The sequence below is a fragment of the Pseudodonghicola flavimaris genome (genome assembly GCF_030164425.1).
Classification (GTDB): domain Bacteria; phylum Pseudomonadota; class Alphaproteobacteria; order Rhodobacterales; family Rhodobacteraceae; genus Pseudodonghicola; species Pseudodonghicola flavimaris.
Genome location: NZ_JASNJD010000011.1, coordinates 1 through 12,437, shown reverse-complemented (window position 1 = coordinate 12,437; position 12,437 = coordinate 1). Strand labels below are relative to the sequence as shown.

Sequence of the window (12,437 nt, the reverse complement as noted above, 5' to 3'; positions counted from 1 at the left end):
CAAGCGCTCGACTCCCGTTGAGGCGAAACCGGAGCGCTGTGGCGCCTGAACGTGCAGCCCCTCCCCCACCGACCCGCTTTCTGGCCAAGCTCTGTTGACCGGCTCTATTCCGGACGCGATAGTTCAACCCATTGTCTTTACGTATACTTCGGTCCCTGCCCGCGCGTTGCACTCTGGAGGAGGACATGCCTGAACACCCGCTCCAGTTTCCCGGGGCAGCACCTGCCGCCCCCCCGGATCGCCTCTCCGGTCGATGAAGGCACTTCTACTCTCGATCCTGGCGCTGGCTTTCGCACTCCTCTCCGGACCGGAGGCATGGGCGCAGTCTGACGACGGGGCCGCCGCATTGGACCGTCTGGCCGCATCCGGCGAAATCGCCTGCGGTGCTACCGATGTGCCCACGGCGTGGCAGGACATCGTCTGCGATCGTGTCCTGCGGGTCGGTCTGCGCGACGACTACCCCGGTTTTGCCGTCCGCCGCGCCGGCCGGTCAGAGCCGGAGGGGTTCGAGGTGGATCTTGCCCGCCTGCTGGCCCGGCGGCTGGGCCTCACGCTCAAGATCGAGACGGTCACCCCGGTCACCCGGCTGCCCGCGCTCAGCGACGGTGACGTCGATCTCGTCATCGCCACGATGGGGCACAACACGCAGCGGGATCGCCGTGCCCGGTTTCTCAGGACCCACTACTACAGCAGTGAGACCGTGCTGGTGGGCCGCGCGCCGCTGGCCGTGACCGGCTGGGCGGATCTGAGGGGCCGGACCATTTGCAGCACCAGCGGCAATTACGCCAATGCCCAATTGTCCAAGGTGGCGGGGCAGCTGATGCTGTTTCGCAATATCGGACAGCTGCATGACGCGCTGGAAACCGGCACCTGCCCGCTGATAGCACAGGACGACGGCCTGCTCGCGGCCTGGCTGGACGATCCCGCCTTCGCCGCACAATTCGAGCGGAAACTCTCGCTCATCCCGGTACACTGGGGGGCAGCGATGCCGCTGACGACCCCGGCGCCGCTGGCCCGTGTCTTCGAAGCCGAGATCGAAACGCTGCACCGGGACGGCACGCTGATCGCGCTGGCGCAGGCCCACAAACTCCCCACCGACTTTCTCCAGCATCAATCGGAGCGGTGGCAGAGCGCGGCCTGCCGGGCCGATGCCACCGCCTGCCAGGCTCCCCCGCTTGAGGTTTACCGGCCGCTGCGGGTGCAGCTGATGGACCGGCACCAGCCACGGTATTCCGGCTTCTACGCCGCCGACGCCACCGGGCTTTACGGTGAGGCCGGGCTCGACGTGCATCTGCTCGAGGGCGAAGCCGACAGCCATTCCCTGGCCTCTCTGATCGCCGGGAAGAGCGATGTCGCGCTGGCCTGGATGGGCGACGCCCTGGCTTTCCGCGCCCAGGGTCACGACATCCTCAACATCGCGCAGTTCTATAGGACCCCCTCGGCGACGCTGATCTGCCGGCGCGATTCCGGCATTGCCACGCTGGAGGATCTCGCTGGCAAGCGCCTCGCGGTGCGCAACACCGGGGACGAACGGAACCTGGCCCTGTTCCTCGCGGCGCAGAACATCGCCCCCGGAAAGGTCAGCCTCGTGCAGCAGACCGATCTGGTCACCGACCTGCTCTCCGGCAACAGCGATTGCGTCACCGCCTTGTCGCAGGGGGATTTCCGCACGGTTCTGGGCGCCGGCTTCAACGGCGGCAGCCTGCGGACCTTCCGGCTGGCGGATGCCGCCGATGCGCTCCCCGAGGACGGGCTCTACGTGCGGCGCGAGAGCCTGAAAGATCCCGCGCGGCGCCAGGCCATCGCACAGTTCCTCGCCGCCACCGTGGCCGGCTGGCGCCTTGCCCGCGAGAAACCCGAAGAGGTCGCGCTGATGGGCCGGATGCTGAGCCCGGATCTCGACGACCTCGAACAGCGCGCCATCCTGCAGGAGGTGCTGACCCATCTGGGCGAGGGATCGGAACTCGGGCTTCTGGACCTCTCCGCAGTCGAAGGCGTGGAACAGCTGGCCGGCGCAGACGCGGCGAACAGTGCCGACCTTGCACCGCTGCTCGGCCCCGCAGCGCTCGCCGGGCTCTGGACCCATGACATCTGGTACGATGCCGGCCTCAGTCACGACAACCTGCTGCGCCCCCGCGCCTCGACCCTGCATTTCATCGAGCAGACGGTCAGCACCCGCTGGTTCTACGTCCTCGATATCCTCGGCTGCCTCGCAGCCGGGATCGCCGGGTTCCTGCGCGCCCGCACGCGCGAATTCGACCTTTGGGGCGCGCTGATTCTGACCATGCTGCCCGCCATCGGCGGCGGCACCCTGCGGGATCTCCTGATCGGCGGCGAACGCTCACCGCCCTTCGTGTTCCAGGATCCGAACTACATGTTTCTGATCTTTGCCGTGCTGCTGGCCGGAACCCTGGCGACCCGCATCGCGCCCGATTTCAAACCGCGAACCGCCGTCTTCGACCGGCTAATGGATCTGGCCGATACCATCGGTCTCTCCGCCTTCACGGTGATCGGAACCAAGGTGGCGCTGGTCGCCGGGCTGGAGTGGTTCTGGGCACCGTTCTTTGCCGCCGTCACCAGCGCCGGCGGCGGCATGCTGTCCGATATCGTCGCCGGACGCGAACCGCGCACGTTCCGCGGCGAACCTTACGAGGAACTGGCGGTCTTGGGCAGCCTGCTGATGCTGTTGCTGCTGGAGGTGGCGGATCGCTTCGAAGGGGTCAGCTGGCTGGTGTCGGCGGTGCTTTTCGTCACTCTCGCCTTCGTCTTCACGCTTCGCCTGCTGGTCATCCACTATGGTCTCCGGTCGCCGCGCCTGCGGGGCGCGGAGCCGACAAAGACATGAGATGACGCCCCTTGCGCCCGCTGGCAGGCTGACCTGAGCGCCCGGCGCGATGCCTATGCCCCACCCCCCGGGGTCTGGCCGTCACGCCAGGAGAATTCCGGCGCAAAGCCCAGAACCCGGCGCGCCTTGTCGATCGACAGCAGCGTCTCATGCCCGGGCACCGCCGCCCGCAGCGGCACGTCGGGAAAGATCTCTGCCATCAGCTCGGCACTGGTCTGTTCCATCACGGTGTCCGCATTGGCGATGATGAAATGGTCGGCCCCGACGAAATCGACCTGCAGCGCCCGGCGCACCGCCTGCGCACAGTCGCGCGCATCGATATAACCCCAGAGGTTCCACTTCCGGATCGCCGCATCGGTCTGCCAGGACGCGAACCGATCATAATCCTGGACCTCCATGACGTTGGACAGGCGCAGACCGATGAAGCTGCTATCGGGGTTCCATCGGTGAAACTGGCGCGCCATTTCCTCACCCAGATCCTTGGACAGGGCATAAGCGCTTTCCGGACGCATCGGGTGCTCTTCGTCGACCGGGGCATAGGCCGGCGGATTATCAGGGGTGAACGGCAACCCCAGGGTGGTTTCGCTGGAGGCCCAGACGACGCGCCTGATGCCGACCCGCATGGCCGCGTCGAACACGTTGTAGGTGCTCATCATGTTGTTGCGGAAGGTCACATCCTCCGGCGCCAGGTCGGGCGCCCGGATGGCGGCGAAATGCACCACCGCATCGGGGGTCGCGAAGCTGCGGAAGGGATGATCCCGGCCGCCGGTCCACTGCAGCGCATCCATGACCTGCCCGCGATCGGTCAGATCGACCCTGTAGAACGGACAGACCGGGTCCGACGACGGAACCGTATCGACATTCAGCACGTTGAGGCCCTGCTCGACCAGATGCCGGCACACGGCCCGACCGGCCTTGCCGCTGCCGCCGGTGACAACGATATTCTTCATGATCCGCCTCTCCTTCCAGGTGCCCCGCGCATTCTGAGCGCGGCTTGGCCCGACTGTCCGCCGTCGGACCAGAGCCCGCAAGCCTGTTGCCGCCACACCGCCACGGCACACCGGACGAAACCGCGATTGCACCGGCCAGCAGGCTGAAACGGTCGTGATCTGAGCACCGCTCACATCCGGCAACCAGGCCCGCCGGGGGTCCGGCAAGGCTGCGGTCAGAACCGCCGGGGCGCCGGTTTGCCGGTCAGCTTCGTCCAGTACTCATCCGCGCGTTTCTCAAAGGTCGCGGCCTGCCGCGCGTCGCTCTGGTAAAACCGGCCGGGCTCGATGCCGGGGGCATAGTCCTGCTCGACCCAGCCGCGCGGATCGTCGTGCGGAAACCGATAGCCGACATGGCCAAGCTTGGCGGCACCGGCGTAATGCGCATCCCTGAGGTGCAGCGGCACCTGCAGCTGCGGGGCGCTGCGCACATGCTCAAGCGCGGTGCCGATCCCGCGGCAGGCAGCGCCCGACTTCGGCGCCCGCGCCACATGCAGCGCCGCATGGGCGAGGATGATCTGCGCCTCGGGGTAGCCGATCATCTCCACCGCCTGCGCCGCCGCCACCGCCGTCTGCAACGCGCTGTTGTCCGCCAGCCCGACATCCTCGGAAGCGTGGATCATGATCCGGCGGGCGATATAGCGCGGGTCCTCACCGGCATGAACCAGGACCGCCAGCCAGTGCAGCGTCGCATCCGGGTCGGAGCCGCGCATGGATTTGACGAAGGCGGAGATCACGTCGTAGTGCTGATCGCCGGAGCGGTCGAAACTCACCGCGGCTGCGGCATAGGCCTCCTCGATCATCTCGTCGCTGATCCGCACCGGGTTGGCCGGATGCCCCACCACCAGGCTTTCCAGCGTGGTCAGCGCCCGCCGGGCATCGCCGCCCGACCGCCCGGCGATCAGGCGCAGGTGGCCCGGCGACAGCTCGACCTCGATCCCGGCCCCGGCGAAATGCGCCAGCCCGCGGCGGATCACCTCCTCCATGTCCTCCACCGACAGCGGTTCGAGCTTGAGCACCTGCGAGCGCGAGATCAACGCCTTGGGAATCGCATGATAGGGGTTCTCGGTGGTGGCGCCGATGAAGTCTGCGGTGCCTTCCTCGCAGATCGTCAGCAGGTCGTCCGCCTGTGTCGCCGACAGGCGATGCACCTCGTCGACGAACATCAGCACCGGGCGTATCCGCGCCTCATCCGCGATCTTGCGGATATCCGCCACCCGCACCCCGGCGGCATGCAGCACCCGGAACTCCTTGCCCAGCATCTGCCCCACCGCCCGCGCGATCGAGGTCTTGCCGATCCCCGGCGGACCATAGAGCAGCAGGCTGCCGAGCGCATCCGCCGCGATCCGGCGCCGCAGGAGCGAGCCCGGCGCCACCAGCGCCTGTTGCCCGATCACCTGATCCAGCGTCTCCGGCCGCAGCACATCGGCGAGCGGCCGGCGCCGGCCGGACGGCGCGGTATCGAACAGATCCATCATCGGCGACCTCCAGATCGGACAGAGCGCCCTTTCCATACCCCGGGGCCGCAGCCGCCGCCAGCCGGCAACCGCCCGGGGCCGGAGGTGCAGGGGGCGCCCTGCCCCGGCTCAGTCCGGGAAGATGCCCGGCGAGGTCGGCGCGCCATCGTCATAGCGCGCCAGATGGGCAACGATGATGTCGCGGTTCACCGCAAACCCCTTGTACTCGACCAGAACCGGATCGAGATCGCGCAGCACCCGGTGCAGCCTGCGCCCCCATTTCGGCTGGCTCGCCAGATCGTCGAGACAGGCCAGGTAGCAGCGGATCGGGAACACGATGGCATTGGAGCGCGGCAGCCGCCAGAAGCTCTGCAACTCGACCCGCAGGAACTGTTTGCGGCCGACGTTCTGCGGCGTGATCGTGCGCTTTTCCGGCCCCCATTTGTGGTAATTCTCCGGGCTGGTATCGAGCCGCGGGTTGACCGTCATGGTCCAGTTGAGGCGGCGATAGGCCTGCCCCTGCTGCACCGCCAGCAGGAATTTCAGCGCCTTGTCGAAGACCCCCATCTTCTTGGCCTTGGGCACAGGCGCGTGCCACTCGAAGAAATTCATGCCGACATCGAAATCCAGCGACCAGTCGGCCTGGCTGGTGACCATGCCTGCATCCATCCACAGATTGCCCTCGCGCTCGTGCAGCAGCGCGAAATCGCCCTGGGCCTGACGGGTGATATATTCCATCGGCCCGTAGGGCAGCGTCGTGGCGTCGAGAAAGGTGAACCGCTGGTCGATCCTCAGCGGCCGGTTGATCCAGTGCCAGCGGTCGCCGTCCTTGTGCAGCCCGAACAGATCGGGATAATCCCGCGCCTTCGCCTCCATGATCAGTTCCAGCAGGTCCCAGCCAGCCAGCTCCATATGCGGCAGCGACTGGCAGCGCAGCGGATCCTCGGCCAGGGTGATGGCGCGATCCTTCATCTCCGCCACATAGTGTTCATCCACGTCGAAGGCATATTCGAAGGGCGAGCCGGCCGGGCCACCGGGGTGCTGCTCGATATTGACCGAATACATGTAGCTGTCGCGGTCGAAGGGGAAGGGAAAGCGGCGGATGGCCTCGGGCGAGTTGTAGTAGGTGTAATCGCCACGGAAGGTTTCGTCGTTGAAATGCTTTGTCATCGAAGGGTCCCTCAAAGGTCCAGCACCAGCCTGTCGCCCCTGAAGCGCGACATGCAGGGCATGATCTTGGTCTGTGCGGCGCGCTCTTCCGGGCTGAGCCAGTGATCGTGATGCTCGATCCGGCCATGGCAGGCGCGCACCCCGGTCTCGCAGCGGCCGCAGGCACCGCCGCGACAGGACCAGTCGACCTCCACCTCCGCCGCTTCCAGCGCCTCCAGCAGGCTCTGGTGCGGGCCGACCTCGATCTCGGCGCCGGTGGATCCGATGGTGACGCGGAACGCCTCGCCCGGGGGCGGCGCGGCGAAGGCCTCGGCATGCAGCGCCGATGGCGGCCAGCCCAGCCGGGCGCCGGCATCCATCACCGCGGCGATCAGCCCCTCTGGGCCGCAGACATAGGCATGGGTGCCGATGGGCTGCCCTTCGAGCAGCGCGCCCGGATCCATTCGGTCGCCGTTTTCCGAGATATGCACATGCACCTGCGCCGTCTGCGGCAACAGCTTCAACCCGGCGGCCTCGGCCTGCGAGCGCGCGGCGTAGTGCAGCTCATAGGGCTGTTGCAGCCGCTCCAGCTGCCGCAGCTGCGCCAGAAAGGGGGTGATGCCGATGCCGCCGGCGATCAGCACGTGTTTCTTCGCCCGCGGGTCCAGCGCGAAGAGGTTCAGCGGCAGCGACACCCGCAGGTCCGTCCCCGTGGCGACCTGGCCGTGCATGAAGCGCGAACCGCCGCGGCCGGTGTCCTCGCGACGCACCGCGATCTCATAGCCGGAGCCGTCATAGGGATCGGAAATCAGCGAATAGGCATTGCGGCGCAACACCCCGTCATCGGGCATCTCGACCACCACATGGGCGCCGCCGGAGAACAGCGGCAGCGCCGCGCGCTCGGGATGTTCGAAACGGAAACGGGTGACCAGCGGCGTCAGCGGCTCGACCTCGGTCACCCTGAGCAGCATCTGCCGGCTCATGGGCGAATCTCCTGGGGTTCTGGGATGATGCCGGGGGTTTCGGCGTCGACGCAGACGCCCTGAAACACGCCCAGCCGGCGCGAGAAATGGTCCCGCACGAAAAGCGTCAGCCCGCAGTGGGAACAGGTGAAGGGGTCGGTGGTCACCCCTTCGGTGATGCCCTTGCAATGAACGCACTGCATGCGGCGGGCGATCGGGCCGCGGTGTTCGCTCTCGATCGCGTCGGCGGGCAATCCGGCGTCCAGCGCCAGCGCCGAGACCTGGCCGATCAGCCCCTCGCTGCCGGCCAGATAGAGCCGGGTGCCCATCCGGGCCTCGGCCAGAAGACGGCGCAGCAGCGGCAGCGCGGCAGCCAGGTCTGGTTCGTGGCTGACCCCCTTCGGTTGCAGGGCCTGCAGCGCCCGGGCCTCGGCCAGACCGGCGGCGCCCCCGGCAGCCAGCACCACCTGGGCGCGATCCATCACCGACGCGTCGCGCGCGGCCAGCTCACGCAGGGCCGCGGCGCCTTCGGCATCGGCGACCATGATCGCCGGGCTGGCGCCATGCGGGGTGAGCCCGGGATAGACCGGCCGGCTATCGATCGAGGGGGAAAATTGCGTATTTGGCATGAACGGTGCCTCCCTGTTCAGAGGTGGGGGCGGGCGTCTTCGGCGCCCTGCCCCGGGGTGTCGGAGCCTCAGCCCTTGGCGGTGCGGCGCTTCTTCTCCACATCGTAGAAGGGCATCGGATGGGCGATCGCGGCGATGTCACCGTCCGGGTTGCGCACGGTCAGCGCGGTGCCCTCCACCGCGCAGTCCACCGGCATCCTGGCGATGCCGACGTTATGCGCGTTCAGGGGCGAGTACATGCCGACGGTCACGACACCGACCTGCACCCCGTCCTTGAGAAGCGGCGCGCCCTCGGCCGCGGGCGTGGTGCCCTCCAGCTTGACGCCATAGATCTTGAACCGCTCCTTGCCCTGCAGCCGATAATGTTCCTCCGCCCCGCGGAAGCCGGTCTTGCCCTTGGAAACGGTGAATTCCAGCCCCAGTTCCCACAGCGTGTCGCCGCAGGCCTCATCGGCAAATGGGTACATTTCGGAATTGTCATAGGGGAAGAACAGCAGATAGCTTTCCGCCCGCAGCAGGTCGAGCGTGGTGAAACGGGTGGGAATGATCCCCATCTCGGCGCCCTCGGCGACGATGGTATCCCAGATCTCCACCACATCCTGGCGGCGGCAGAAGATCTCATAGCCGCGTTCGCCGGTGTAGCCGGTGCGCGAGATCATCACCGGCTTGCCGAACAGCGTGGTCTGGATGTGGCTGAAATAGACCACGTCGCGGATCCCCGGCACGTGCTTTTCGAGATAGTCCACCGCCAGCGGCCCCTGCAGCGAGATATCGTGCAGATCGTCGTCGAACAGCACCTGCACGGCGCGGCCGGTCGCCGCCATGGTCAGCTGCTCATGCCCCTGTCCGGAGCCATGCACCACCATGAAGCTGTGCGGCCCCATGCGGTAGATCACGCAGTCGTCGACGAATTTGCCCTGATCGTTGAGCATGGTGGCATAGGTCGAGCGGCCGGGCTTGAGCTTTTCGATATCGCGGGTGGTGGCGCGGTCGATCACATGGCTGGCATGCGGCCCGATCACATGCACCTTCTTCAGCCCGGAGACATCCATGACCCCCGCCTTGGTGCGGATTGCCAGATACTCCTCGAGCTGGTCCTTGTCATAGCTCCATGCGGTGCCCATCCCGCTCCAGTCCTCGAGCGCCGAGCCAAGCGCCCGGTGCCGGTCTGCCAATGCGGAAAATCGCCAGGATGCGGTCATGTCGTGTCCTTCCTTGGGGTCTTCTTCTGACTTGGGGGATGCGGGCGCATCAGCGCCCGCACCGGGGGCCTCAGCCCTTTTCTTTCGCCGCGTCGTAGGCGTGTTTCTCGTGCCGCCAGCCGAGGATCACGGCCACCACCACCATCGCCAGCACCAGGGCCAGCCACAGGCCTTCGACCGAACCGTAGCCGGCATAGATGGCGCCGGAGATACCGTCCCAGCTGGTTGCATCAAAAGGAGCTTCCATGGGTCTTTCCTTTCCGTATCAGAGGGTTGGGATCATTCAGCCGGGCTGACCGAGGGGTGCAGCGATTCCGGATAGGCGGTGGCGGGCACCTTGACCTTGTCGAGGCCCAGCACCTCGGCCTCGGCCGGTACACGCAGCTGCCCGGTGACTTTCAGGATGAAGGAGACGACATAGCCCGGCGCAAAGCCCAGCACCGCCATCACCACGGCACCGACCAGCTGGCCCATGAAGGAGGTTTCCACCACATCGGCGCCGAACATCGCCGGATAGCCCTGCGCGGCGATGCCCACGGCCATGACGCCCCAGAAGCCCAGGAAACCATGCACCGCAAAGGCACCCACCGCGTCGTCGATGCCGCGCCGCTCCAGGAAGGAGGCGACGAAGGGCATGGCGCAGGCGCCGACGAAGCCGATGGCAAAGGCCATGGGCGGATACCACAGGTCGATCCCCGCGGCGCAGGAGATGATGCCCCCCAGCGCCCCGGACATCATCCAGAACGGATCGCGGGTCATCATCCAGGCCCCGATGATACCGCCGGCAAAGCCCATCAGCGTGTTGAAGGTCATGCCCGAAATCGTCATCGGCGTGCCGTAGATCGACGCCTCGATGCTCGACGACCAGCTCCAGGCCTCGCCCGGCACGATCACGCAGCCCATCAGGAAGCCCCAGAAGCCGGCGATGATCAGCATCAGCCCGATCAGCGTCATCGGCATCGAGTGTCCAGCGATGTGGTTGGCGCTGCCATCGGCGTTGAACTTGCCGATCCGCGGCCCGAGGTTCAGCAGCACACCCAGCGTGAAGAACCCGGCGATCATATGCACCACGCCGGCGGCGCCGAAATCGTGATAGCCCCATTTGGTGACCAGCCAGCCATCGGCATGCCAGCCCCAGGCGGCGGCGAGGATCCAGACGAAGGCGCCCAGCACGATGGCCAGCACCACGAAACCGGTCAGCTTGATCCGCTCGATCAGCGCGCCCGAGAGGATCGAGGCGGTGGTGGCGGCGAACAGCACGAAGGCCCCGAAGAACACGCCGGAAGAGCGGTCATCCAGGTTCGGCCCCATGTATTCGCTCCAGGGCGCGGCGATGGCGGTGGCATAGTCGAAGCCGGAGATCTCCATCGCGCCCATGCTGCCGCTGAGCCCGGTGGGGAAGGCCCAGTAGATCCACCAGCCGATGAAGTAGAAGAAGGGTACGATCATCGCGAAGGCGAGGATGTTCTTGATCCCCGAGGCCAGCGCGTTCTTCGAGCGCGAGGCGCCCATCTCGTAGGCGAGAAACCCGACATGGATCAGCACCATGAGCGGGATCGTGAGAAAGTAGAAGGTTTCGGAGAACGTGCCGTTGGTCGCGGCGACGCCCGCCTTCAGCTCCGCGACGGCGGCAGCCAAGGATGCAAGGTCCTGTTCCACACTAAACTCCCTGTCCTGTGGAGGCGACTGTGTTGCCCAGTCCGTTATTTTGGTCTGAACCAAATCCAGAAATTGGATCACTGGATAGGACAAACTGACCCAATCCACTCACCGTGGGTCAATTATTTTTCCTGTCGGGAATTTGTTGGGCGCAAAAACCTGCGTTTTGGACAGAGGTTTCGCGCTATTTGAGTGATTATTGTGCAGTCATCCGGGCGTTTTCAGCGCAAACGCCGCACCGCCGCAGCGTCGGGACATAGAGCGAATCGCACGAAAATCAGATGATTCTCTCGCCTTTGACGGGTCCGGGCGCGAGTCGGGCGATGGCCCGGCGCAGGATTGCAGCCGCGCCAGCGGCGCATGCCGCAGCCCCGCGCTCAGGTCAAAAGGAACCAATTGAGCCAGTTTCAGACCAGCTCAGGTCTCCTGCAGCAACAGCTTCTGATCCTGGATGAGGACGAGCTTCATGAACTCGCTCGCCTCCTCGATATCGCGCGCGGCAATGGCGTTGAACAGCCCGTTGTAGCCGCGCTGATATTCGGCGATCCGCGCCGGTGTCAGGTGACGGCGATACATGGCGGTACGAAAACTCTGCCGCCGCGCGTCGATCACCAGATTATAGCAAGCCATCAACAGCGGGTTGCCGGTGCCCTCGGCGATGCGGCGATGGAACTCCTCCTCCAGCCGCACGAAGGCGGTGGCATCGGCCTGCACCGCTTCCATCTTCGACAGGATTTCGGACAGATCGTCGATCTGGCGCGGCGACATGTTGACGATGGCGAGCCGCACCATCTCCGGCTCCAGGATGCCGCGCATCACCTGCAGCTGCAGCGGCCCGGTCTCTGCCGCCACCGGCGAGATCGCCTCGCGGGCGCCGGTGGGATCATAGGTGACGAAACTGCCCGAGCCGGCGCGCCGCCGGATCATGCCGCGCTCCTCCAGCTGGTCCAGCGCCTCGCGCACGGTATTGCGCGCCACCCCCAGATCCTGCGCCAGCTGACGTTCCGAGGGCAGGCGCTCCTCGGCGGCATATTCCTGCGACACGATCCGCGTGCTGAGCGTATCTATCACGTATTGCACGGTGGACCCGGGCAGCGACTGCAGCGCATTGGGACGGGGGGAGCTGGGCATGACGGTCCTTCGAACAGGCGCATTCGGCGCGTGCCGCAAGATAGCGTCCAAGCCCGGGGAAGATCCAGCCCGACCCTGCAGCCGCCGCAGCGGCCCGGCGCCTCTCCCTGGCGGCCCCCGGCTCTTTTTCTGGCCCCAAATATCCCGGGGGAGGCGCCCGTCAGGGCGGCGGGGGCAGCGCCCCCATCGCCCTCGGGCCTCAGCCCATCCGTTCGGAGGCGTAGGAGCCCGGGCTCGCCGGGAAGACCACCGTCTTGTTGCCGTTCAGGAACACCCGGCGGTGGATATGGGCATGGATCGCCCGGGCCAGCACCTGGCTTTCCACGTCGCGGCCGAGGCTGACGTAATCGCTCGCCGATTGCGCATGGGTCACCCGCACCGTGTCCTGTTCGATGATCGGGCCCTCGTCCAGGT

The 12,437-nt window shown here is 66.5% G+C and carries 10 protein-coding genes and 1 pseudogene; 1 reads left to right on the top strand and 10 read right to left on the bottom strand.

What is annotated here, in order from left to right; translation table 11 throughout:
* Positions 1 to 253: 253 nt before the first annotated feature.
* On the top strand, positions 254 to 2,845 hold the full coding sequence (locus QO033_RS14755) for an ABC transporter substrate-binding protein (protein WP_284481748.1): 2,592 nt from the start codon (positions 254 to 256) through the stop codon (positions 2,843 to 2,845).
* A 53-nt stretch (positions 2,846 to 2,898) separates the two neighbouring features.
* Here QO033_RS14755 and QO033_RS14750 read toward each other — a convergent pair whose 3' ends face one another.
* From QO033_RS14750 to purU, 10 genes and pseudogenes are all read right to left on the bottom strand, one after another.
* Entirely contained in the window at positions 2,899 to 3,795 is an 897-nt protein-coding gene (locus QO033_RS14750; RefSeq protein ID WP_284481747.1) for an NAD-dependent epimerase/dehydratase family protein, read from the bottom strand.
* A gap of 215 nt (positions 3,796 to 4,010) precedes the next feature.
* A complete protein-coding gene (locus tag QO033_RS14745) occupies positions 4,011 to 5,312 on the bottom strand; it encodes a replication-associated recombination protein A (protein ID WP_284481746.1) in 1,302 nt (433 codons plus the stop codon).
* Positions 5,313 to 5,420: 108 nt separating this feature from the next.
* Positions 5,421 to 6,461 carry a heme-dependent oxidative N-demethylase family protein gene (locus QO033_RS14740; protein ID WP_284481745.1) on the bottom strand — a complete coding sequence of 347 codons (1,041 nt, stop codon included), beginning with the start codon at positions 6,459 to 6,461 and terminating at the stop codon, positions 5,421 to 5,423.
* A gap of 11 nt (positions 6,462 to 6,472) precedes the next feature.
* Positions 6,473 to 7,423, bottom strand: coding sequence for a PDR/VanB family oxidoreductase (locus QO033_RS14735; RefSeq protein WP_284481744.1), 951 nt, complete (start codon positions 7,421 to 7,423; stop codon positions 6,473 to 6,475).
* The gene (locus tag QO033_RS14730) at positions 7,420 to 8,031 is read right to left on the bottom strand and encodes a dimethylamine monooxygenase subunit DmmA family protein (RefSeq protein WP_284481743.1); all 612 of its coding nucleotides are present in this window, start codon (positions 8,029 to 8,031) and stop codon (positions 7,420 to 7,422) included. The genes QO033_RS14735 and QO033_RS14730 overlap by 4 nt, the downstream gene beginning before the upstream one ends.
* A 68-nt stretch (positions 8,032 to 8,099) precedes the next feature.
* Positions 8,100 to 9,233 (bottom strand): aminomethyltransferase family protein, encoded by a 1,134-nt coding sequence (locus tag QO033_RS14725; RefSeq protein WP_284481742.1) that lies wholly within the window; start codon positions 9,231 to 9,233, stop codon positions 8,100 to 8,102.
* A gap of 70 nt (positions 9,234 to 9,303) precedes the next feature.
* The gene (locus tag QO033_RS14720) at positions 9,304 to 9,480 is read right to left on the bottom strand and encodes a hypothetical protein (protein WP_284481741.1); all 177 of its coding nucleotides are present in this window, start codon (positions 9,478 to 9,480) and stop codon (positions 9,304 to 9,306) included.
* A 32-nt stretch (positions 9,481 to 9,512) separates the two neighbouring features.
* Entirely contained in the window at positions 9,513 to 10,892 is a 1,380-nt protein-coding gene (locus tag QO033_RS14715; protein ID WP_284481740.1) for an ammonium transporter, read from the bottom strand.
* 417 nt (positions 10,893 to 11,309) lie between these two features.
* Entirely contained in the window at positions 11,310 to 12,023 is a 714-nt protein-coding gene (locus QO033_RS14710) for a FadR/GntR family transcriptional regulator (RefSeq protein WP_284481739.1), read from the bottom strand.
* A gap of 199 nt (positions 12,024 to 12,222) precedes the next feature.
* Positions 12,223 to 12,437, bottom strand: a pseudogene (gene purU, locus QO033_RS14705) (formyltetrahydrofolate deformylase); the annotation flags it as partial.